The 24,722-nt window shown below is 38.7% G+C and carries 15 protein-coding genes, 2 tRNA genes and 3 rRNA genes; 14 read left to right on the forward strand and 6 right to left on the reverse strand.

Going from position 1 to position 24,722, the window contains the following annotated elements:
• Nucleotides 1-2: 2 nt before the first annotated feature.
• The 7 genes from gcvH (at nt 3) to rrf (ending at nt 6,902) form a co-directional block, all read left to right on the forward strand.
• On the forward strand, nt 3-380 hold the full coding sequence (gene gcvH, locus AC3FI7_RS19595) for a glycine cleavage system protein GcvH (protein WP_142726081.1): 378 nt from the start codon (nt 3-5) through the stop codon (nt 378-380).
• Nucleotides 355-732: a VanZ family protein gene (locus AC3FI7_RS19600; protein ID WP_142726080.1), complete on the forward strand. Its 378-nt coding sequence runs from the start codon at nt 355-357 to the stop codon at nt 730-732. The genes gcvH and AC3FI7_RS19600 overlap by 26 nt, the downstream gene beginning before the upstream one ends.
• A gap of 1,003 nt (nt 733-1,735) precedes the next feature.
• A 16S ribosomal RNA gene (locus AC3FI7_RS19605) occupies nt 1,736-3,252 on the forward strand.
• A 223-nt stretch (nt 3,253-3,475) separates the two neighbouring features.
• Nucleotides 3,476-3,549, forward strand: a tRNA-Ile gene (locus AC3FI7_RS19610).
• Nucleotides 3,550-3,643: 94 nt separating this feature from the next.
• Nucleotides 3,644-3,717: transfer RNA gene (locus AC3FI7_RS19615), tRNA-Ala, on the forward strand.
• A 153-nt stretch (nt 3,718-3,870) separates the two neighbouring features.
• A 23S ribosomal RNA gene (locus AC3FI7_RS19620) occupies nt 3,871-6,623 on the forward strand.
• Nucleotides 6,624-6,794: 171 nt separating this feature from the next.
• Nucleotides 6,795-6,902 (forward strand): 5S ribosomal RNA (gene rrf, locus AC3FI7_RS19625).
• Together the 16S, 23S and 5S rRNA genes with 2 tRNA genes alongside form the textbook arrangement of a ribosomal RNA operon.
• A gap of 767 nt (nt 6,903-7,669) precedes the next feature.
• Here rrf and AC3FI7_RS19630 read toward each other — a convergent pair.
• On the reverse strand, nt 7,670-9,298 hold the full coding sequence (locus AC3FI7_RS19630) for an acyl-CoA carboxylase subunit beta (protein WP_491460732.1): 1,629 nt from the start codon (nt 9,296-9,298) through the stop codon (nt 7,670-7,672).
• Nucleotides 9,299-9,662: 364 nt separating this feature from the next.
• Here AC3FI7_RS19630 and AC3FI7_RS19635 point away from each other — a divergent pair, with 364 nt between their 5' ends.
• Genes AC3FI7_RS19635 through AC3FI7_RS19645 form a run of 3 tightly spaced genes read left to right on the forward strand, consistent with a single transcriptional unit; the run spans nt 9,663 to nt 12,395 of the window.
• Nucleotides 9,663-10,541 carry a DMT family transporter gene (locus tag AC3FI7_RS19635; protein ID WP_142724285.1) on the forward strand — a complete coding sequence of 293 codons (879 nt, stop codon included), beginning with the start codon at nt 9,663-9,665 and terminating at the stop codon, nt 10,539-10,541.
• Nucleotides 10,542-10,554: 13 nt separating this feature from the next.
• Entirely contained in the window at nt 10,555-11,637 is a 1,083-nt protein-coding gene (locus tag AC3FI7_RS19640; RefSeq protein WP_142724284.1) for a putative type IX sorting system protein PorV2, read from the forward strand.
• Between the two features lie 11 nt (nt 11,638-11,648).
• Nucleotides 11,649-12,395, forward strand: a complete 747-nt coding sequence (locus tag AC3FI7_RS19645; protein ID WP_491460733.1) for a hypothetical protein — start codon at nt 11,649-11,651, stop codon at nt 12,393-12,395.
• A 419-nt stretch (nt 12,396-12,814) separates the two neighbouring features.
• Here AC3FI7_RS19645 and uvrC read toward each other — a convergent pair whose 3' ends face one another.
• Entirely contained in the window at nt 12,815-14,608 is a 1,794-nt protein-coding gene (gene uvrC, locus AC3FI7_RS19650; protein WP_491460734.1) for an excinuclease ABC subunit UvrC, read from the reverse strand.
• 85 nt (nt 14,609-14,693) lie between these two features.
• Entirely contained in the window at nt 14,694-15,452 is a 759-nt protein-coding gene (locus AC3FI7_RS19655; protein WP_491460735.1) for a hypothetical protein, read from the reverse strand.
• 133 nt (nt 15,453-15,585) lie between these two features.
• Here AC3FI7_RS19655 and hutH point away from each other — a divergent pair, with 133 nt between their 5' ends.
• The 3 genes from hutH to AC3FI7_RS19670 all read left to right on the forward strand — a co-directional run bounded on the left by hutH (nt 15,586) and on the right by AC3FI7_RS19670 (nt 19,212).
• A complete protein-coding gene (gene hutH / locus AC3FI7_RS19660) occupies nt 15,586-17,073 on the forward strand; it encodes a histidine ammonia-lyase (protein ID WP_491460736.1) in 1,488 nt (495 codons plus the stop codon).
• Between the two features lie 90 nt (nt 17,074-17,163).
• A complete protein-coding gene (locus AC3FI7_RS19665; protein ID WP_491460737.1) occupies nt 17,164-17,610 on the forward strand; it encodes a GNAT family N-acetyltransferase in 447 nt (148 codons plus the stop codon).
• Nucleotides 17,611-17,730: 120 nt separating this feature from the next.
• On the forward strand, nt 17,731-19,212 hold the full coding sequence (locus AC3FI7_RS19670) for a S8 family peptidase (RefSeq protein WP_142724278.1): 1,482 nt from the start codon (nt 17,731-17,733) through the stop codon (nt 19,210-19,212).
• 81 nt (nt 19,213-19,293) lie between these two features.
• Here the strand turns inward: AC3FI7_RS19670 and AC3FI7_RS19675 are convergent, their stop codons facing one another.
• The 3 genes from AC3FI7_RS19675 to AC3FI7_RS19685 all read right to left on the reverse strand — a co-directional run bounded on the left by AC3FI7_RS19675 (nt 19,294) and on the right by AC3FI7_RS19685 (nt 21,919).
• Nucleotides 19,294-20,454: a carboxypeptidase-like regulatory domain-containing protein gene (locus AC3FI7_RS19675; RefSeq protein ID WP_491460738.1), complete on the reverse strand. Its 1,161-nt coding sequence runs from the start codon at nt 20,452-20,454 to the stop codon at nt 19,294-19,296.
• A gap of 45 nt (nt 20,455-20,499) precedes the next feature.
• A complete protein-coding gene (gene ygiD / locus AC3FI7_RS19680) occupies nt 20,500-21,327 on the reverse strand; it encodes a 4,5-DOPA-extradiol-dioxygenase (RefSeq protein WP_491460739.1) in 828 nt (275 codons plus the stop codon).
• A 79-nt stretch (nt 21,328-21,406) separates the two neighbouring features.
• Nucleotides 21,407-21,919: a YceI family protein gene (locus tag AC3FI7_RS19685; protein ID WP_002983653.1), complete on the reverse strand. Its 513-nt coding sequence runs from the start codon at nt 21,917-21,919 to the stop codon at nt 21,407-21,409.
• Between the two features lie 443 nt (nt 21,920-22,362).
• On the opposite strand from AC3FI7_RS19685, the gene AC3FI7_RS19690 reads away from it, so the two are divergent.
• Nucleotides 22,363-24,501, forward strand: coding sequence for a S9 family peptidase (locus AC3FI7_RS19690; RefSeq protein WP_491460740.1), 2,139 nt, complete (start codon nt 22,363-22,365; stop codon nt 24,499-24,501).
• Nucleotides 24,502-24,722: the final 221 nt, after the last annotated feature.

Genomic DNA, 24,722 nt, shown 5'->3' on the forward strand with positions numbered 1-24,722 from the left:
AAATGAACACACCATCAGAATTAAAGTACACCAAAGATCACGAATGGATCAGGATCGAAGGTAACGTTGCTACAATCGGTATTACAGACTTCGCTCAGGGAGAACTTGGAGACATCGTATATGTAGACGTAGATACTCTAGACGATGAGCTTAATGGAGGAGACGTTTTCGGAAGTGTAGAAGCGGTAAAGACTGTTTCAGATCTATTCTTGCCTATCTCAGGGAAGGTTATTGAATTCAATTCAGACCTGGAAGACCAACCTGAATTGTTGAATACAGATCCTTATGGAGACGGATGGATTATCAAATTGGAAATTGCTGATGGAGCAGATCAGTCAGAGTTACTTTCTGCAGATGATTACAAAGCGATCATTGGATAAGATTTCAAAAATATTCAGTAAGATTTTGCCCATTTATTGGGCATTTCTTACTTATATGCTTCTCAAGCCGGGAGAAGAAAACCATGAATATTGGTTTATGTTCACCGGTATCGACAAAGTTCTGCATTTAAGTATATTTGCAGCCTTAGGTTTCTTTTTTATTGCTACATTCCCTAAAATAAAATTTGCATACTTTTTTCAGACCATCCTTCTTTATGCCTTCCTTACCGAAATTCTACAGGAAGAAATGGGATTGGGCAGATCTATGGAAACACTGGATATCGTAGCAGATACCATCGGGTGTCTCCTAGGCTACTATGCTTATAAGATATTCGTCAGACGTTTTTTCTGATCATTCCTTTGAAAACAGTTAGTCATTTCATATTATTGCCAATATAAACTTTCCATTTCCACTCTCAAACCCTTTAACTCTATCAGGAGCTGTTTCCCGCTATCCACTCATACTTCTCACGCCAATGCTGTTACCTGGCGTAGCCTAAGAGTCCATCGCCTGTTGCGGGGTAACCGTTTCTATCGGGGCTAGGGCAGGGGGCCAATATTACAATGGTGGGTGATTGTTATAAGCAATAGCTGTTCTCCTCTGTAATTATAATATATATGATAAGCAGAAGGCCTGTCCTCACTCTATTCTCTTGAGTCTAATCAAATGAATTAAATATCTTCATTGGCTTCAGCCCAAACTTACAAAGCACAATGCAATATATAATAGTACCTCTAACACATATCAAAATACCTGTTATATTATGCCCAAACCCTGCCGGAGTTCTTTCAAAGAGACAATTCCCTATTGTGGATAAGTATTGGTAATTATGTAAGTATAAATAAAACAATTAGTTAAATCTTTAATTTATCCACAATAGGTTATTTGATATAAAATTTAAGTTCAATAAACTTGTTTTGCGTTATGAGAAGTTGCTATCTTTGCCCCACTGAAAACGAGAGTAGATCAGTAGCGCAGGAGAGCCTTTAGATGGGCAAAAACATTATTACTTCAAAAAAGAGACAGGCGAAAAAACTTTAAACTTTTTTAAAAAAAGAGTTGTGAGATAAAAAAGAGTTTGTATCTTTGCAGTCCCAATTAAGGGAGCGCAGGAGTAGGATGATTGAGGTTTGGTAAAGGAATTAAGGTTACTTAAAAAACTTTAAAATTTTCTTTAGAAACATTTGGTCATTAAGAAATAAAGTTTTACTTTTGCACTCGCAAATACGGAGCGACACTGACAGAGAGATAGCTTCGTAAAAAGCGAAAGATATAAAGATCATTGACATACAATATAACAACCAAGTAAGGAAAAACTAAAGCGTTAAAAACTTTGAGTGAGTCAGACAAACATACAATGGAGAGTTTGATCCTGGCTCAGGATGAACGCTAGCGGGAGGCCTAACACATGCAAGCCGAGCGGTAGAGATCTTTCGGGATCTTGAGAGCGGCGTACGGGTGCGGAACACGTGTGCAACCTGCCTTTATCAGGGGGATAGCCTTTCGAAAGGAAGATTAATACCCCATAATATATTTGTCGGCATCGATGGATATTGAAAACTCCGGTGGATAGAGATGGGCACGCGCAAGATTAGATAGTTGGTGAGGTAACGGCTCACCAAGTCTGCGATCTTTAGGGGGCCTGAGAGGGTGATCCCCCACACTGGTACTGAGACACGGACCAGACTCCTACGGGAGGCAGCAGTGAGGAATATTGGACAATGGGTGCGAGCCTGATCCAGCCATCCCGCGTGAAGGACGACGGCCCTATGGGTTGTAAACTTCTTTTGTATAGGGATAAACCTAGATACGTGTATCTAGCTGAAGGTACTATACGAATAAGCACCGGCTAACTCCGTGCCAGCAGCCGCGGTAATACGGAGGGTGCAAGCGTTATCCGGATTTATTGGGTTTAAAGGGTCCGTAGGCGGATCTGTAAGTCAGTGGTGAAATCTCACAGCTTAACTGTGAAACTGCCATTGATACTGCAGGTCTTGAGTGTTGTTGAAGTAGCTGGAATAAGTAGTGTAGCGGTGAAATGCATAGATATTACTTAGAACACCAATTGCGAAGGCAGGTTACTAAGCAACAACTGACGCTGATGGACGAAAGCGTGGGGAGCGAACAGGATTAGATACCCTGGTAGTCCACGCCGTAAACGATGCTAACTCGTTTTTGGAGCGCAAGCTTCAGAGACTAAGCGAAAGTGATAAGTTAGCCACCTGGGGAGTACGAACGCAAGTTTGAAACTCAAAGGAATTGACGGGGGCCCGCACAAGCGGTGGATTATGTGGTTTAATTCGATGATACGCGAGGAACCTTACCAAGGCTTAAATGGGAAATGACAGGCTTAGAAATAGGCTTTTCTTCGGACATTTTTCAAGGTGCTGCATGGTTGTCGTCAGCTCGTGCCGTGAGGTGTTAGGTTAAGTCCTGCAACGAGCGCAACCCCTGTCACTAGTTGCCATCATTAAGTTGGGGACTCTAGTGAGACTGCCTACGCAAGTAGAGAGGAAGGTGGGGATGACGTCAAATCATCACGGCCCTTACGCCTTGGGCCACACACGTAATACAATGGCCGGTACAGAGGGCAGCTACACTGCGAAGTGATGCAAATCTCGAAAGCCGGTCTCAGTTCGGATTGGAGTCTGCAACTCGACTCTATGAAGCTGGAATCGCTAGTAATCGCGCATCAGCCATGGCGCGGTGAATACGTTCCCGGGCCTTGTACACACCGCCCGTCAAGCCATGGAAGTCTGGGGTACCTGAAGTCGGTGACCGTAACAGGAGCTGCCTAGGGTAAAACAGGTAACTAGGGCTAAGTCGTAACAAGGTAGCCGTACCGGAAGGTGCGGCTGGAACATCTCATTTTAGAGCGTCTTTGGACGTTAAACAAAATCAGTATCGTAAGATACATAATACTTACTTAAAGTATAGCTTTAGTTTTTTGTTTGGTTGGTTATATAAAAATAAAACACCCACTAGAAATTAGTAAAGGGATAGAGAGACAAGAGATTATAGAATTTGAAATTTGAATTTCGAGATTTGAAGTTTAGGATATCAAATATCAAATAATGAATCTCAAATCTAACAGAGTCTCGTAGCTCAGCTGGTTAGAGCGCTACACTGATAATGTAGAGGTCGGCAGTTCGAGCCTGCCCGAGACTACTAATTAAGTGATTTGAAATTGGAAATTTGAAATTTGAAATTCGTTATGTATGAATATCAAATCACAAACCTGAAATCTCAAATCAACCTAGAGGGGGAATTAGCTCAGCTGGCTAGAGCGCCTGCCTTGCACGCAGGAGGTCAAGGGTTCGACTCCCTTATTCTCCACAGTTTTGGAATACTGATTTAAAAGTTACGGATGGAGCCAACAACAACATCTGTTCATCAGTAGGAAAAGAAGACATTAAGATCATTGACATTAACGGTAAAGACATCACAAAGAGAAAACCGAGCGCATAAAGCGCTTGAGTAACCAATAGGAAAGAAATCGTTAAGGGCGTATGGCGGATGCCTAGGCTTTCAGAGGCGACGAAGGACGTGGTAAGCTGCGAAAAGCTGCGGGGATTGGCACACACGAATTGATCCGCAGATATCCGAATGGGGCAACCCGGCATGTTGAAGACATGTCACCTCGCAAGAGGAGCAAACCCGGAGAACTGAAACATCTAAGTACCCGGAGGAAAAGAAATCGAAGAGATTCCGTAAGTAGTGGCGAGCGAAAGCGGATTAGCCCAAAAGTCTATTTATGTTTAGAGGAATGTTCTGGAAAGAACAATCATAGAAGGTGATAATCCTGTACTCGAAAGGCATAATTAGATGATAAATGAGTAGGGCGGGACACGTGAAATCCTGTCTGAATATGGGGGGACCATCCTCCAAGGCTAAATACTCCTGAAAGACCGATAGTGAACAAGTACTGTGAAGGAAAGGTGAAAAGCACTTCGAATAGAAGGGTGAAATAGAACCTGAAACCGTACGCCTACAAGCGGTCGGAGCAGCATAAAGCTGTGACGGCGTGCCTTTTGCATAATGAGCCTACGAGTTAATTTTACTAGCGAGGTTAAGGTATTAAGTACCGGAGCCGAAGCGAAAGCGAGTCTGAATAGGGCGCTGAGTTAGTAGGATTAGACGCGAAACCTTGTGATCTACCCATGGGCAGGTTGAAGCTCTGGTAACACAGAGTGGAGGACCGAACCGGTTGACGTTGAAAAGTCTTCGGATGACCTGTGGGTAGGGGTGAAAGGCCAATCAAACTGGGAGATAGCTCGTACTCTCCGAAATGCATTTAGGTGCAGCGTCGATGTTAAGTTTATTAGAGGTAGAGCTACTGATTGGATGCGGGGGTTTCACCGCCTACCAATTCCTGACAAACTCCGAATGCTAATAAATGTTCGTCGGCAGTGAGGGCATGGGTGCTAAGGTCCATGTCCGAGAGGGAAAGAACCCAGACCAACAGCTAAGGTCCCCAAATATATGTTAAGTTGAAACAACGCGGTTGGACTGCATTGACAGCTAGGATGTTGGCTTGGAAGCAGCCATTCATTTAAAGAGTGCGTAACAGCTCACTAGTCGAGCGGTCCGGCATGGATAATAATCGGGCATAAACATATTACCGAAGCTATGGATTTGTATTTATACATCTGGTAGGAGAGCATTCTATTTGCGCCGAAGCAGTACTGTGAGGTATTGTGGAGCGGATAGAAAAAGAAAATGTAGGCATAAGTAACGATAAAGCAGGCGAGAAACCTGCTCACCGAAAGACCAAGGCTTCCTCAGCCATGCTAATCAGCTGAGGGTTAGTCGGGACCTAACGCGAACCCGAGAGGGGTAGTGGATGGATACAGGGTTAATATTCCCTGACTTGCTCACAATAAAAGGGGACGGTTGGATGTATCTGCTGGAGACTGACGGAATAGTCAAGGCCTAGCCTTCGGGCGAAGCTGCTGTAGAGTAATCTGATCCAAGAAAAGCCGAAGTGAAGCAACCCGTACCAAAACCGACACAGGTGGTCGAGGAGAGAATCCTAAGGTGCTCGAGTGAGTCGTGGCTAAGGAACTAGGCAAAATAGTCTCGTAACTTCGGAAGAAGAGACGCCATCAGCAATGGTGGCCGCAGTGAAGAGGCCCAGGCGACTGTTTATCAAAAACACAGGACTCTGCTAAATCGAAAGATGCTGTATAGGGTCTGACACCTGCCCGGTGCTGGAAGGTTAAGGAAGGTGCTTAGCGTAAGCGAAGGCATTGACTGAAGCCCCAGTAAACGGCGGCCGTAACTATAACGGTCCTAAGGTAGCGAAATTCCTTGTCGGGTAAGTTCCGACCTGCACGAATGGTGTAACGATCTGGGCACTGTCTCAGCCACGAGCTCGGTGAAATTGTAGTATCGGTGAAGATGCCGATTACCCGCAATGGGACGAAAAGACCCTGTGAACCTTTACTATAACTTCGTATTGACTTTGAGTAAGTAATGTGTAGGATAGGTGGGAGGCTTTGAAGCAGGCACGCTAGTGTTTGTGGAGCCGTCGTTGAAATACCACCCTTTACTTACTTGGAGCCTAACTTCTTTCAGAAGGACATTGCGTGGTGGGTAGTTTGACTGGGGTGGTCGCCTCCAAAAGAGTAACGGAGGCTTTCAAAGGTACCCTCAGCACGCTTGGTAACCGTGCGTAGAGTGTAATGGCATAAGGGTGCTTGACTGTGAGACCTACAAGTCGATCAGGTGCGAAAGCAGGACATAGTGATCCGGTGGTTCCGTATGGAAGGGCCATCGCTCATAGGATAAAAGGTACTCCGGGGATAACAGGCTAGTCTCCCCCAAGAGCTCACATCGACGGGGAGGTTCGGCACCTCGATGTCGGCTCGTCACATCCTGGGGCTGGAGAAGGTCCCAAGGGTTGGGCTGTTCGCCCATTAAAGTGGCACGCGAGCTGGGTTCAGAACGTCGTGAGACAGTTCGGTCTCTATCTATTGCGGGCGTTAGATGTTTGAGAGGGCTTGATTCTAGTACGAGAGGACCGAATTGAACAAACCTCTGGTGTATCAGTTGTACCGCCAGGTGCACCGCTGAGTAGCTACGTTTGGAAGAGATAAGCACTGAAAGCATATAAGTGCGAAACTCGCCTCAAGATGAGACATCTTTTAAGGGTCGTTGTAGATGACGACGTTGATAGGCTACAGGTGTAAAGACAGTAATGTCATAGCCGAGTAGTACTAATTACCCGTAGATTTATAGTCTATGGTTGCTATATCAAATTTATAAAAAATGACAAGTACTTTATGCGCAGTAAAGGTTTTGTCTTTGTGAAAGTTTTTATCGCTTAAAACTTGTAAAATGTAATATGTACAAAGTATAATGTAACGACATTGTAGATAATACAACTGACATTTTACAATATATACCTTCTTTAGGGTGGTTTTAGCGGTGGGGCTCACCTGTTCCCATTCCGAACACAGAAGTTAAGCCCACCAGCGCCGATGGTACTGCTAACGCGGGAGAGTAGGCCGCCGCCAGTTTTTATTTTATTTTTAAAAATCCTTTATCATGACGATAAAGGATTTTTTTTGTTGTATACCTGACTTATAAGCAATAAGCAATAAGCAATGAGCAATAAGTAATGAGTAATAATTGATGAATGATAAAGGATACATCAATCAATTATCAATTAACACTCATCATTCATCACATACCCCATTGTCACTCCGTAGGAGTCTAAACAAAGTATTAGAAAATAACACAAGTATTACTTTTACCCTTTTAAATCGTTTAAAACTCTAATAAAACAGCCTGGATTCCTGCGGAATGACACAGTAGGAAAGAATCCAATACAAATGAAAAGAAAGTGGCTAGTTGAAACACAGTACAATTTTGAAGGGATGCTTTATGACCCCAATTGGAATAGGAGTAAGGGCATTGATACAGAGGGGATTTATAACTCACGATGTGTAACTTTATTACTTTCTTACTACTACCAATCCAAAGCTCAGGAATCTATAACCACGGAACCCGTATCCCGAATCTCGTCACATCATTTATAACTTATCACTCATCATTCATTCACTCACTTCTAGCCCCGATAGGAATGGTTACCCCGCAGCAGGAGGTGGAAGCACTGGGATTAGCAAGGAAAACAAGCCCTGGCGCGAGGAGTAGGAATGGATAGCGGGACAAAGCTTCTGAAATTTTTAAAAAAGTTTACTTATAAAATAAAGTACTGCACGTAATAACAAAACAGCGATCTCAATTTGAGACCGCTGTTTTTATTTTTTATGTATAAATTCTTTCAGACCTGAATGACTCCTAAGTTGAATTTCTCAGTGATAGGAGAATGATTAGCGGCTTCAATTCCCATAGAGATCCATTTTCGTGTATCTGCAGGATTGATGATCGCATCAGTCCATAATCTTGCCGCGGCATAAGTTGCTTCAGTTTGTTTCTGATATTTCTTTGAAATTGTATCAAGAATTTCGTTGTGCTCTTCTTCGGAGATTTCCTTTCCTTGTTTTTTTAATGTTGATTCCTGGATCTGAGCCAAGACTTTTGCGGCCTGTGCTCCTCCCATTACGGCTAAATCTGCCCAAGGCCATGCTACAATTAATCTCGGGTCATAAGCTTTTCCACACATCGCATAGTTTCCTGCCCCATAAGAATTACCTGTGATAATAGTAAATTTAGGAACTACAGAATTGGAAACTGCATTTACCATTTTAGCTCCGTCTTTGATAATACCGCCATGTTCTGACTTGGAACCTACCATAAATCCGGTAACATCCTGTAGAAATATTAAAGGGATTTTTCTTTGATTACAGTTCGCAATAAATCGGGTTGCCTTATCTGCGGAATCAGAGTAAATCACTCCCCCAAACTGCATTTCTCCTTTACCGCTTTTTACCAGTTTTCTCTGATTAGCAACAATACCTACAGACCAACCATCAACTCTTGCTGTGGCACAGATAATGCTTTTACCGTAATCCGGTTTGTATTCTTCATATTCGGAGTTGTCTACAATGCATTTGATAATTTCGTAGGTGTCATATTGCTCAGCTCTGGAAACCGGCATAATTCCAAAAATATTTTCAGGATTCTCTTTTGGCGGGAAACTTTCTATTCTGTCAAAACCTGCTTTTTCTGTGGTTCCGATAGATTTCATAATATTTTTAATTCTATTCAGGGCATCTTTGTCATCTTTCGCTTTATAATCGGTAACGCCTGAGATAGAGCATTGGGTCGTAGCACCACCCAATGTTTCGTTATCTATACTTTCCCCGATAGCAGCCTTTACAAGGTAGCTTCCTGCAAGGAAAATAGAACCTGTTTTATCTACGATCATAGCTTCATCACTCATGATCGGTAAATAAGCTCCTCCAGCAACGCAACTGCCCATAACAGCCGAAATCTGAATGATTCCCATAGAACTCATTTTAGCATTATTTCTGAATATTCTTCCAAAATGTTCTTTATCAGGGAAAATTTCATCCTGCATTGGCAGATAAACCCCAGCAGAGTCTACCAGATAAATAATCGGAAGTCTGTTTTCCATAGCAATTTCCTGAGCTCTGAGGTTTTTCTTTCCTGTGATAGGAAACCATGCACCAGCCTTTACAGAAGCATCATTGGCAACAATAATACACTGTCTTCCGGAAACATAGCCGATAACTACTACAACTCCTCCGCTAGGGCATCCCCCGTGCTCCTTATACATGTCATATCCTGCAAATGCTCCTACTTCTATGGAATCAGAATCTTTATCGAGAAGATAATCTATTCTTTCTCTTGCTGTCATTTTTCCTTCATCACGAAGCTTTTGAAGCCTCTTCTCACCCCCTCCTTTTTTTATCTCAGTAAGTAAGCGATTTATTTCAGATAATTTTAGTCTGTTCTGATCTTCACGTTTATTGAATTCGATGTCCATAAAATTTTCAATTTTTTACGCTTAAAGATACTATTTTTATGAGGAATACAAATGAGAAGTAAAACAGATGTTTAATAGTTTGGTTTATAGGAAATTGTGAAATTTTTAACTAAAAAATATTTTTAAATAATTTATATTTTTTCTAACTTTACACTAGAGTAACAGAGGTGATATTCTCTGCAAAATACTCTAAGTTCCTAGTTTATTTTTTTAATAGTTTATTATTTGAAGGCCCTGAAAGTTTAACAAATTTTCAGGGTTTTTTGTGTTATAACTTTATTTTTTAAATTAAACCTATCTTTTTATCAATATTTGCGATTGTGATTTGTAAATTTGCAGGGTAAAAATTAAAAGGAGATAGGGTATGCATAAATTGGCACTTTTCAGGTTGCATTTAATAGTTTTTTTATGGGGTTTCACTGCAATTTTAGGAAAATTGATTCATGCCAATGCTCAGATCCTTGTATTTTACAGGATGCTCTTTGCTGCTGTTTTTCTTTTTGTATTTATCCGGGTTTTTAGAAAAGAAAGTATAAAAGTTTCGAAAAAAATATTTTTTCAGTTGGCAGCCATAGGTTTTGCAATGGCACTTCATTGGTATTGTTTTTTTTATTCTATTAAAGTATCCAATGTTTCCATAGCATTGAGCTGTCTTTCCTTATCTACACTTTTTGCCTCAATCCTGGAACCCATTATTTTCAAAAGAAAAATTGATATATCAGAAGTAGTAATGGGAACTGTTATTGTAGCTTGTATATTATTAATCTTTAAAACCGAATTCCATTTTAAGGAAGGTATTATCTACGGAATTCTTTGTGCAGTATTTGGAACTGTTTTTTCTGTATTTAATGGTAAAATGTTTGGTAAAACAAGTTCCGGAAACATTATTTTTTATGAAATCTTCTGTGGTTGGTTTATTTTAATGATATTTTATCTGCTTACAGGCCAAATTTTTCAGATGAATGAAATAAACTACAGAGATCTGGCGTTAATATGCTTGTTAGCCAGTGTTTTCACTGCTTTTCCAATGCTGGAATCAGTGAAATTAATGAAGTATATATCACCTTTTACTTTAATTTTAACAGTTAATTTGGAACCTGTTTACGGAATTATACTAGCTTTTTTTATCTTTGGGGAATCAGAACATATGAGCCCTGTTTTTTATATAGCTTCAGGTGTTATGATACTGGCAATCATTGCAAATGGTTTAATTAAAGCCAGAAAAAATAAAAACTTAAACTAAGCATCAAATTTATATGATGAAAAAATATTTTTTACTTGCATTTTCTCTGCTGTTTGGGTTCTCTCAATCTCAGATCATCAGGAAATATTCCAATGAATTCTTAAATATCGGAGCAGGAGCAAGAGGTCTTGCAATGGGAGGTGCTGTTATTTCCAATCAGGATGATGTGTACGCTCCAATGTGGAACCCGGCAGGTTTGATGTCTGTGGAAAGAGATTGGCAGGGAGCTGCAATGCACGCAGAATACTTTGAATCCATTGCAAAATATGATTATCTGGCCTATGCAAAGGTCCTTGAAGAAGGCGTTTTTGGTGTTTCAGTAGTAAGACTTGGAGTAGACAATATTTTGAATACCACTCAGATGATTGATTCTGAAGGGAATATTGATTATGATAAAATTACAAAGTTTTCCCAATCTGATTATGCAGCCATCCTTTCCTATGCCTTCAGACCAGGAGGAAATCCCAAACTGGATGTTGGGGTAAACGCAAAAATTGTCTATAGAAATGTAGGGAAATTTGCGAATGGCTATGGTTTTGGTTTTGATGTAGGAGCAATTTATAAAGCAGATAATGGTTGGAAGTTTGGAGGAATGGTTCGTGATATTACTACCACGGTAAACTTCTGGAGTGTAAATCAGAAAGAACTTTCAACAGTTGTCAATGGTGAAGAATTCAACCCTGCACCGAAAGATAAAATGGAACTTACCATGCCCAAGCTGAATGTGGGTGCCAGTAAATTATTTGAAATCAACAGCAGTGTGTACGTTTTGCCAGAAGCTGGTCTGAATGTAGATTTCGCCAAAACTGCTTCATTGATTTCAACAGATTTTGCCAGCATCAGTCCATATGCCGGAGCTGAATTGGGATATCAGAAAATGATTTTTGTGAGATTAGGGATCAATAGATTTCAGTCGATTACAGATATAGAGGATCTTAAAAGAAAAGTTTCTTTTCAACCGAGTGCCGGTCTTGGAATCAGATACAGAGGACTTACCCTGGATTATGCTATTACGAATTCAGGAATAGGTGGATCTAATTTTTATTCCAACTTCTTCTCACTAAAATTGGATATGGGAGCATTCAGAAACGATTAAAATTATAAAAAATGAAAAAGATATCAATATGTATGTTGGCCATATGTTCAACAATGTCTTTTGCACAAAAGGTTTCAGATTATAAATACGTTTCAGTTCCTGAAAAATTTGAAACGTTTAGGGAAGATTATGGTTTAAAAAACTTTTTTACCAAAGCTTTAACTGGTAAAAAATATATACTACTTCCAATAATTAAAGATGACTGGCCTACAGAAGCTAAAAGTAATTTTTGTAATGTGGTAAGTGCTGATGTTATTAACGATAAAAGTCTGTTTAGAAATAAATTAATAGTACAGTTTAAAGATTGTAACAATAATATGATTTTAGAGTCTCGGGGAGCTTCAAAAATTAAAGAGTTTGAAGATGGGTTGCAGGATGCACTAAAGGAGGCATTGGTTAAAATCCCGATCTCTAACCCTGTTACGCTACTACTACCAGCATCTAATAATAATACACATCGTACAGCCTCTGAGACCGTTGTTTCTTCAATATCTGCAACAACTCCAGAAGCTAGTAATTACTCGAATGGAAAACTAGACCTTCAGAAAATACAGCTTGATCCTAACCAGTTTATTCTTGCAAAATCTGGTAGTTCAGTACCATTTGCAGTTTTTAGATCAACTTCCAAGAATTCTGTTTTCATTGTAAAGCTTGCTGATGGAAGTGCTACTATTGGATATTTTGAAAATGGAAACATTGTAATAGATATTCCACAGGCAGATGGAAAGTATGCCAAAGAAGTATTTACAGCGAAATAATCTAAAAAGATAAAGGAAACAATATGTATAAAAGGCTCTTAAAAAAGAGCCTTTTACAGTATATATATTGATGTGTTTTTCTATTTTTCAAAAAAAATATAATTGCTATGGGAACAATATTCAGTAGATATCGTAATAATTTTATTATCCACGGTGGAAGATAAAAAAATAAAAGATTTACAAAATGAGAAAAGTTTTCATCATATAATTGGTATTAGTTGATAATACTAATTTACGAAAAAAATATATATAATGGTATTTTTTTAATAAAATGTTTGTTTATTAATATTTTTTATTATTATATTTTCTTTGTATTGAATGAAATGTTAGTTTTTGTCCCAAGTTGGTAAATGGAAAATGTAAATGAAATTTTATACTTCTTATTTGTTAAAATAACCAACACTTAATGCCAATATTAATCAATTGACATTAAAAAAATCCCAGATGATTTTAGCTTTACTTTTCCCCAAAATTTCTTCAAGGGTTTCCAGACTGGCTTCTTTAATGCGTTTTACAGACTTCAATTTAGACAGAAGCATCTCAATGGTTTTTTCTCCCACACCGGGAATTTCTTCCAGTTCGGATTTGATAGTAGAATTTTTCCTTCTTGTCCTGTGGTGCTTTACCCCAAACCGGTGGGCTTCATCACGTACACGCTGAAGAATTTTCAATGTTTCAGATTTTTTATCCAGATACAAGGGAATAGGATCTTCAGGAAAGAAAATCTCTTCCAAACGTTTGGCGATACCCACGATGGTAATTTTTCCGTAAAGTCCCAGTAACCTCAGGCTTTTTACAGCGGAAGACAGCTGCCCTTTTCCCCCGTCTATCAGAATCAGCTGGGGAAGACTTTCTCCTTCATCAAGCATCCTTTTATAACGCCGGTAGATGACTTCTTCCATGGTTGCAAAGTCATTTGGACCTTCTACTGTTTTCGGATGAAAAATTCTGTAATCGGCTTTGCTCGGTCTGCCATCTTTAAAAACGACACAGGCTGATACAGGATTGGTTCCCTGGATGTTTGAGTTGTCAAAACCCTCAATATGTCTTGGCTCTACAGGCATTCTCAGAAGTTTCTGCATTTCGGCCATGATTCTGTTGGTATGTCTTTCAGGATCTACAATCTGAACCTGTTTCAGTTTTTCCAGGCGGTATTCTTTGGCATTCTTTTCAGAGAGTTCTACAATTCTTTTTTTGTCTCCTACCTTTGGAACAATCAATTTTACATTGGGAATTTCTACAGACAAATGGAAGGGAAGAAGAACTTCTTTTGAATCAGATGAAAACTTCTGGCGGATTTCAATCAATGCTTCCTCCATAATATCCTCATCCGTTTCCTCAAGAATTTTTTTGATTTCTGTCGTGAAACTCTGGATGATATTTCCGTTTCTGATTTTAAAGAAGTTAATATAGGCGGCGGTTTCATCACTGGTCATTCCGAAGACATCCACATCATCAATATTCGGATTAACTACCGTATTTTTAGCCTGATAATCCTCAAGAATATCCAGTCTTTCCTTAATGATCTGCGCTTCTTCAAATTTAAGATTGGAAGCCAGTTTCATCATCTGGTTCACAAGATAATCTTTCGCTTTCCGGAAGTCTCCCTTAATGATCCCACGTATAGCATCTATTTTTTCATCATAATCTTCTTTACTTTCGAGATCTTCACACGGACCTTCACAGTTTTTGATATGATACTCCAGGCATACTTTATATTTACCTTCAGCAATCTTTGACGGAGAAAGATTCAGGTTGCAGGTTCTGAGTTTATAAATGTGTTTGATGGTATCCAGTAATATCTTTGCTGGGCGTACTTTTGCATAAGGGCCGTAATATTCTGATCCGTCTTTAATCACATTTCTGGTCAGAAAAATTCTTGGGAAATCTTCATTTTTGATACAGATCCACGGATAAGTCTTATCATCCTTCAGCATGACATTATAAAACGGCTGATGCTCCTTGATCAGATTATTTTCCAGTAACAGGGCATCATATTCACTGTTTACGATCGTCGTTTCAAGCCTCTGGATTTTACTGACCATAATTTTGATCCTGTATCCGGAAAGGTTTTTGTTGAAATAGGAGAGAACCCTTTTTTTCAGATTTTTAGCTTTCCCCACATACAAAAGATGTTCGTTTTTATCATAATAACGATAAACGCCGGGTTCGGATGGTAAGGTTTTGAGCTGTAGTTCTAAAGAAGGATTCATACAACAAAATTAAGGAAACTTTCCCTATTTTAAAAAGAAAAACCTGCAGATGATTCTACAGGTTTTAATATGACAATTGTGTATTTTATCCGTGACTCATTTCAGTATACTGATAGATCAGAAAGCTCAGATAATTCCATTCCACAGAGTTTTTAGGATATTTTTTCATAAATTCCACATTATCTCCGAATAGAAAATCATAGTTGTCTTCGAAATCATCTTTGTGCAGCCACATTACTTTATCACCTTTTCTTATATAATAAGATTTAATAACACCACCGCCAAATGCAGGAGCACCGGCAAACCCGGTAGAAATAGTTTCTGAAGCAAATGGATCATGATAAACGGTAATAAGTTCGTTGAACTCAGGATTGATCACCTGCATTAGAAAAGCTTTGGGTTCTTTTTTGTTCTTTAAAGAGACAATCTGGTTTTCATATGGAATGGCGTCATCAGTTACGGATTTACTGTATTTTTTAGTACTGTAATTCCTCATATTTGAAATAAACTTGGCTGCTTTCATAGATTTTTCAGTCTCAGTCGCATACAGAAACATTTCAGCAATATCTGCTGCTGCAAATTTCATAGGCTTTCTGGTATCAACATCTTCAATGGTGATGGAAAGAATCTGCCCTTTTTGTTTTTCCCACGATTTGCTGTATCCCTGATGTTCAGTATTATCTTTTAGGATAATTGTGGAAACTTTTTTATCCGTTGCGGTGTTGAAACCTTCGTTAAACAGATAACGGTTCATTTCTTTTCTTTCCTCTTTAGAATATTTTACTTTCTGTTGTGCAAAAGCGGTTGTTCCTGCAATACATAAAGCAAGCAGTAGAGTTTTCATTCTCATGTATATTGGTTTTAATTTTCGGGGCCAAAAGTAGTAAATTAATTTGTTTGTTTACAAAAAAATGGAAGATTGAAATTTAGCTTTTCCAATTATTGTTAAATGTGTAATTTTAAGGAAATTTTTAGAAATGATATACGGAGTAGATGTTTTTACTTTCCACGATGTCCTGGAAATCTGTAAAAAACCCAATAAAGCAAAGCTTAACAAAGCAGCAAAAGAACAGATCTTAAAATCTCAGAAAAACGTACAAAAAATAGTAGAGTCCGACAGATGTGTATATGGTATCAATACAGGATTCGGACCATTATGTGATACTAAAATTTCAGCTGACGAAACCGCCCAGCTACAATATAATCTGATCATTTCTCACGCAGTAGGAGTGGGTAAACCTATTGATAAAGAGCTTTCCAAAATCATGATGATTGCTAAAGTTCATGCTCTTTCGAAAGGATTTTCCGGAGTTTCTCTGGAAGTGATTGAAAGAATGATCCTGATGTTGGAAAAAGATATTATTCCGGTAGTCCCTGAGCAGGGGTCTGTAGGGGCATCAGGAGATCTTGCTCCATTAGCTCATTTGGTACTGCCATTACTGGGATTAGGACAGGTTTGGGAAGGAGAGCAGGTGTCAGATACTATGGAGGTTCTGAAGAAACATGACCTTGAACCATTGGCTTTAGGGCCTAAAGAAGGGTTGGGATTGATCAACGGAACTCAGTTTATCCTTGCTCATGCAATCAAAGGACTTGAAAAATTTGAATATTTATTAGACCTTGCAGATATGACTGCTGCTATGAGTATTGAAGCTTACAGAGGTTCGGCAAGCCCTTTCAAAAAGGAACTGCACGATATCAGACCTTTTGAAGGAAGTAAAAAAGTAGCAGCAAGAATGCTTAAGTTTCTTAAGGGGTCTCAAAATTTGAAAGCTCACGAAGATTGTGAAAGGGTTCAGGATCCTTACTCAATGAGATGTGTACCGCAAGTTCATGGTGCCAGCAGAAATGCTTTTGAACATCTTAGAAATATGGCAGAAACAGAGCTGAACTCTGTTACAGATAATCCGATTGTCTTAAGTGCCGAAGAATCTATTTCAGGAGGAAACTTCCACGGACAACTGATGGCACTGCCTTTAGACTATGCTACATTGGCTGCTGCGGAATTAGGAAATATTTCTGACAGAAGAAGTTATTTATTATTGGAAGGAAAATATGGACTTCCAAGATTATTGACGGAAAGCTCAGGTTTAAATTCCGGATTTATGATCCCTCAGTACACTTCAGCTGCCTTGGTTACAGAAAATAAAACATTATGTTTCCCTGCATCAGCAGACTCTATTCCTACAAGTTTAGGCCAGGAAGATCATGTTTCTATGGGAAGTATCTCAGGAAGAAAATTCAATCAGGTTCTTGGAAATCTTGTGAATATTCTGTCTGTTGAGCTGATGTTTGCTGCACAGGGACTGGAATTCAGAAGACCTGCCAAATGTTCTAAAATTATTGAAGAAAATTTTGCGATTCTTCGTTCCAGAGTTTCAAAGCTTGAAGATGACAGACTGATCGGTAAAGATATGCTGGCGATCGCAGAGCTGATCAATGAAAGAAAATTTGTTGTCAACTAATTTAAATACATCAAAAGCTTCCGAAAGGGAGCTTTTTGTTTTCACAAATCTTTAAATCCTTCAATTTTTAAATCTCTAAATCAAATAAATATGCACATATTCAGGACAGATTCTGCCCATACAGATTTTCAGAACCTTGTAAAATCCCTCGATGCTGCTTTATCTGAGCATAATGGTGAAAATGATAGTTTCTTTGCTCAGTTCAATAAAATTGATACCATTAAGAACTGTGTTGTAGCCTATATTGATGATATTCCGGCGGCTTGTGGAGCATTCAAGCCATTGTCAGAAGAAACAGTTGAAATAAAAAGAATGTTTACGAATCCGGACTTCAGAAAAAAAGGACTGGCCTCAGCTATTGTTAAAGAACTCGAAAGATGGGCAGCAGAATTGAGTTTTAAAAAAGCAGTACTGGAAACTTCCCGGGATTTGAAAAATGCAATTTCCGTATATGAAAAAAACGGATTTTACAGGATCCCAAACTATGGGCAATACGCCGGAGTTGAGCAAAGTGTCTGCTATGAAAAAGTATTATAATTTTTAAGCTACATAGCTGTATTAAATTAATTAATATTCATGTAATGGTAAATTTTTTGTTTAAAAGTTTTTAATTCTCAGTAAAGTGTTATATTGTGGTTCCAACCAAAATAATAACATATGAAAAAAACTGTATTCCTCCTGGCAATATTTTTTGCCCTTCATTCGTGTTCCAGAGAAGAACTTCAGAGTGAAAATGTAAAAACAGAAATGATGCAGAAAGATCCACTGACTGCAAAACAGATTAATGAAAGAATCAATCAGGCCATAAAAACGGATGGTACTTTTAATTGGAAAAATGAATCTGATCATTTTGTATGGAGTGCTATTTTCCGTGGAAACAAAATGGTATCGATTGGTTTCGGGGCTTCTAAGGATGACTTTGACAGAAGCAAATCTCCAAGCAGCAGCGATATGGAAAAAGAAGTGCTGTCTGTGATCAAAAAATATGAAGGAAAAGAGGAAAGAAATTTTCTCATCCTTTCAGATCAATATCTTAATCAGATGGATGTTGTCATTGAAAATGAGGAAACGATTACTGCCCTCAGGCAAATGAAAAACATCCGTTACGTAGAGCCGGCGGATTATCATTATTTTGAATTTGAAGCCCAGTATAATACCGCTGCAAAATCTTCCGGAAGCGGCTCGTCAGGCTGTGGTTTTTCTTCTGCAACATTAAGCACGGCAGATTATACTTCTACAACACCAAGTGCAAAAATTCCATGGGCTTTTACTAAGCACAATATTCCTGAAGCCTGGAACTACAGTACAGGAGCTGGAGTGACTATTGGACTTATTGATACCGGGGTTTCTCCGGAACAGACTTTACTGGGCAGCAGCTTTAACAACGGAGCTTCTTCAGGAAGAACGATCAGTAAATTCGGAGTGTATAATTCGGATGGATCGGGAGATCAATGCGGACATGGAACCAAAATGGCTTCTGTAATGGCGGCTCCGAGAAATAATGCAGGATTACCGGTAGGTGTGGCTTATAATGCCAATCTGATTGCTTACAGGGCAGCAGAAAATGTTGTATTGGAAACTTCCAGTGAACAAACCGCTGTAAAAACGGCTTTCACAGAATTGGGCAATAATACGAATGTAAAGATTATCTCAATGTCGATGGGGCATATATTTTCGGTAGGAAAAATTGAAGATGGTGTCAAATATGCTTATTCTAAAGGCAAGCTGATTTTCTGTGCAGGCGGAACTTCTACCAGTTTTACCAATTTTGTTGGGGTTATTTTCCCTGCGTCAATGTCGGAAACACAGGCGATTACAGGAGTAAAAGAGAATACATCCAATCAGAAATGTGATGTATGTCATTCAGGAAGCCAGATTGATTTTACCTTCCAGATGGAAAGACCTTCAGGAAATACGGTTCCTGTCTTAAGCTATTACAACGGACAGGCAGATTATGTGGGTGGCTCTTCGGTGGCTACGGCAGCTACAGCAGGGATCGCAGCACTGGTTTGGTCTAAAAATCCATCTTGGACAAGAGAGCAGGTGCTTACTAAAATGAGACAGTCTGCCACCTACTATTCCAATGTAAATTCAAGCTACGGTTATGGAAATATCAACGCTTTAAAAGCAGTACAGTAAATAAGAATATGAAAATAAAAAGGAAATATCTCACTGAGATATTTCCTTTTTATTTTTTTATATCAAAATGGTTTTCTACGATTAATCTCCTAATTGATAATCAAGAGGAAGCATGTTTTCAATTTTATTTTTGGAAAAGTCACCCTCATTGATGAGCTGATCAGGTGTGGTAATATTTCCTTCCTTTGAAATCTCAAAGGGTTCGTCATCAGAATGAAGGAATGATGATAATACATTCTGATTTTTTCTTTTAATAAATTCTTTTCCTTTAAGTTCATAGTAAAACTTCGAATAATTGACCTGAAGAATATCTTTAAATTGGAGAAAAACCTGCCCGTTGGATCTTTTAACATAATCCGAATCGGGAATTTTTGTTTTTACAACTGCCAGCATATATTGACTTTGAGCATTTTTCTTGCGGGCAATTTCTTTGATATTTTCAGGGAAATTATTAAAGTCAGGCTGGGTTACCAGCTCCAGGTAATTTTTTAAAGTATTCAGCTGCTCCTCAGAAGGATATTGTGGATTGGGAATCCTAACGACCTGATTGACAATAAATCCTGATTCAGCAATTTTATGATCATAGATCGTTCTGAAAAAATGAAGCAGACTGCCCTCGTAGGCATTCATGCGGTTGAGCTTTACCGTATTGGACGCTTTGATTTCTTTAAAAAAACTTGTTCCGGTATAACTAACCATTTTAGAATTGAAATCGGCAGAAAAACTGATCAGGTCATAGTTGATTTCATACCCCAGTTTTTTATTTTCAATAATTAAAATATTGGGTGCTTTAACTTTTAGAATTTTATTCTTTTTATCATAGGAAAACTTTAAAGATTTTTGGTTTTTGATTTTCACTTCTTCACGGTTATTGCCTATAAATGTGTCCAGAAAGTAATTGATATAATTCCGATAAGCTTCCGAAGTATAAGGAATTAATCTTATTTCTTCAATAGCGTTTGTTTTGGTTATTACCACCTTTAATGTTTTGTTAATCACCTCGGAGACGCCGACTGTAAAAGTTTCATAATCATCTTTTTGGAAGACGATATTTCCGTATTGGGTAGAAAGATTCAGTATAAAGCTTCCGTCCTCTTTTGAAACAGTCCCTGTTTTAGTTCCATCAAGATAGATGTTGGCTCCGGTTATTCTGCGTCCGGCATCATCCACTACTGTTCCTTTGACCAGTTGTGCGTAAAAAACGGAAGAGGTAAGCAAAAAAAATAGTAATATTATTTTCATGGTAAACAATATTACTAAACTTTTAGTGATCATAAAAGAAGAATTTTATCCGATCCTTACGCTTGTCATACTCAGCGAACCACCAATAAGTTCATCATTAAATATAGTAAGCTCTTCAGACTGATCCTTCAGGCCTAAAGTGTACAGTAAAGGCAGATAATGATCAGGTGTAGGTACGGCATACTGTAGAAAAGTTCCCTGTTTCTGATAATCAATAATATTCTGAAAATCACCATCAAGAAGCCAGTTGTTTGTTTTTTCCCGTGCTTCAACAGCCCAGTCCCATCCGGCTCCCACTGTGTTTATATTTTTCCAGTCGATAAGACGGAGGTTATGAACGATATTTCCGCTTCCGATGATCAGAATACCTTTTTCACGAAGTTTATTCAGTCGTTTGGCAAGATCATAGTGATATTGCGGAGGCTTTGTATAATCAATGCTCAGCTGGATCACAGGAATATCGGCGTCAGGATACATATGTTTAATGACTGACCAGGCACCATGATCCAGTCCCCAGCTGTGGTCTTCCTCTACATCAACAGGTAAAAGAAGTTCAGCCGTTTCTTTGGCCAGTTCCGGACTCCCCGGTGCAGGATACTGTACATCAAAAAGTGCTTTGGGAAAACCATAAAAATCGTGGATAGTTTTCGGCATATCCATAGCCGTTACAAAAGTACCATCGGTATACCAATGAGCAGACACACAAAGGATAGCATTAGGTTTAGGAATTTCTGAGGCCGCTTTCCGGAAACCCTGTACAAACTGGTTTTCTTCAATGGCGTTCATAGGCGAACCATGTCCAAGAAATAAAACAGGCATTCTCTGAGTGTTTTTAAAACCGTCGCTTATGTTTTGAAGATCATTGAGGTTCATAATACTGAAGATTATAAAAAGGATAAAGGTTCAAGGCTTTTAGAAAAATCCCTGAACCTTTTATAATGTGTGTTATTAACTATGCTTGTTTTACAAACTGTAATTCACCAGCTACTTTTACATCGTCGCTTACCATTACACCTCCTGCTTCAAGAGCTGCATTCCAGTTTAATCCGAAGTCTTTTCTGCTGATTTTCCCTTCAAAAGAGAAACCTGCTTTTGTATTTCCCCATGGGTCTACATTAATTCCTCCGAAATCCACGTCAAGCGTTACTGGCTTTGTAATTCCGTTGATGGTAAGATTACCCACAACAGTATTGTTTAATGCCTGTGATTCAAAAGTGATTGTAGGATGTACTTCAGCATTGAAGAATTCAGCAGATTTTAAGTGATTATCTCTGTCTGTGTTGTTAGTAAAAACTGAGTCTGTCTGAATGGTAGCAGTCGTTTTTGCATTAGCAAAGAATTCGTCTTCAGAATCAATTTCAGCAGTGAAAGTTCTGAAGCTTCCCTTTACATTAGAGATCATCATGTGTTTTACTTTGAAAGTAATTTCGCTATGCGTTGGGTCTAAAATCCATTTTGTTGCCATTGTATTTTGTATTTTTTGTTTGTTATTAATGATGCAAATTTAGGACAGCGTACCTATACAAGACATTGATATAGGATAAGAAATGAGTTCTTTTGTCAATCATCAATTTTGCTTTGCAAGTGAATAGTGAATACTGTAGCTGTCTGAAATTAAAATTTGACATCTTAACGGATTGGTTATTCACAATTGCTTTTTAACATCCAATCGTCAATTTTGCTTCGCAAGTGAATGGTGAATACTATAATTTTTCAACAATAAAAATTTGACAAGCGTAGCGGATTGACCATTCACCATTGACTTATTCTAATCCCTTTAAAAAATCTACCATTAAGTTAAGAAATAATTTCTTTCAATGCTTAAATTCCATTTTACAAATGTTTTAATTTAACATTTCTTAACGGATGGTTTTTATTTCTTATTTTTGGTGGATTCAATTTTATACGATGAAATTACATAAATTTTCTTTATTGATACTGGTTTTAGGCAGTTCAGCCTTTGCCCAGACCCAGAAATTTACGATGGCGGAGGCTGTAAATGGAATGAGAACCAACCTTGCCGTGAAAAATATTTCCCAGTTTTCGTGGGCTGCAGATGGAAAATCTTACATACAGGCTGTAAAAGGCGGTTATCTGATTACAGATCTGAAAACTAACAGACAGGATACCCTGGTCTCCTTGAGCCAACTGAACAGAAACCTATCCAATGATAAGCTGAAAACTGTTCCATCTATCAAATTTACAGGAAATTCTAACGGTTATTTTACGACCGGTGGTAAAATGTCATGGATTGAAAGATCAGGAAATGACTGGAAAGTAAAAAGTACAGCTGTTATAGATCAGGACGCTGCCAACATAAAAATGTTTGGTGATAACCAAACCTTTGCTTTTACCGCGAAGAATAATTTATTTGTAAACAGAAGTGGGAAAACCATTGCGGTAACCAACGAAACCAACGAAAATATCATCAGCGGACAGGCGGTTCACAGAAACGAATTCGGGATTGATACCGGAATTTTCCCTGCTCCAAACTCTGAGAGTGTAGCATTTTATAAAATGGACCAGAGCATGGTAGCAGATTACCCGATCATCGACTGGTCTGTAACGCCTGCTGTCAATCACAATATCAAATACCCGATGGCTGGTCAGACTTCCCATCAGGTAACACTTGGGGTTTTCAATATCAAAACTCAATCTACTGCTTTTCTGAAAATCGAAGGGGAAAAAGATCAGTATCTGACGGCAGTTACCTGGAGCCCGGACTCAAAATACATCTTTGTAGGAGTTCTGAACAGAGGGCAAAATCATATGAAGATGAACCAATATGATGCTGTTACAGGAGAATTGGTAAAAACACTGTTTGAAGAAACAGACAGCAAATACGTGGAACCGCAACATCCACTTACTTTCTTCCCAAATTCCAACACAGATTTTATATGGCAAAGCCAGAGAACAGGATATAATCATCTGTTCCATTATAGTCTGGAAAAAGGACTGATTGCACAGATTACGAAAGGAGACTGGCTGGTAACAGATATTTTAGGATTTAATGAAAAGAAAAAGGAAATCTATTTTACCTCTACGAAAGAGACTCCTTTGGAAAGACATTTATACAGAATCAACTGGACGAATTTCAAAATGCAGAGACTGGACAGTGCGGAAGGTATGCACGCCGGAACTTTGAGCAGTGATGGAAACTACCTGTATGATGCCTACAGCAATGCCAATTCACCTAGAGTTGCCAATATCATCAATACAGCCAATTTAAAGACTACCAATATTCTTACTTCTGAAAATCCATTAAAGAATTATCAGAGACCGGAAATCAAAAATGTAGAATTAAAGGCAGATGATGGAACTGCTTTATATGGAAAAATTATTCTTCCAACGAATTTTGATCCGAACAAAAAATATCCAACAATTGTCTATCTGTATAATGGTCCGCACTTACAGTTGGTCACAAACAGCTTTCCGGCTTCAGGAAACCTTTGGTATGAATACATGGCTCAGAACGGATACATCATTTTCACAATGGACGGAAGAGGTTCTTCCAACCGTGGGTTGAAGTTTGAGCAGGCTGTATTCAGAAATCTGGGAACAACAGAAATGAACGACCAGATGAAAGGAGTAGAGTATCTAAAGTCTCTTCCTTATGTAGACGGAGACAGAATGGGAATCCATGGATGGAGTTTCGGAGGATTTATGACGACAAGTTTTATGCTCCGCAAGCCGGATGTGTTCAAAGTAGGGGTAGCTGGAGGACCTGTGATCGACTGGAGCATGTACGAGATCATGTATGGAGAAAGATATATGGATACGCCACAGGAAAACCCGCAGGGATATGCCGCAGCCAATCTTTTGGATAAAGTTCAGAACCTGAAAGGAAAATTACTGATGATCCACGGGGCACAGGATGATGTGGTGGTATGGCAGCATTCTATCAAATTCATCAAGTCGGCTGTTGACAACGGCGTTCAGCTGGATTATTTTACCTATCCGGGACATCCGCATAATGTGATTGGAAAAGACAGGGTTCACCTGATGCAGAAAATCACAGATTATTTTGATTTATATCTGAAAAAATAATAATAGAATCCAGCCTGGTTTTAGGCTGGATTTTTTGTTTTTGCTAATCTTTTGGAAACGCAAAGGCGCAAGATTATTAATGGATTTCGTAAGGCGCAAAGATTTTATCTGCGATAAAATTTTATAATCCCTAGTACTATAAGAACTGACCTTTGCTGAAAATCTTCGATTTTCTTGCGCCTTAAACAGAATGAAGATAAAGATCCTTTCGCGTCTTTGCG

Source organism: Chryseobacterium sp. TQ-BC-N36, assembly GCF_058382295.1.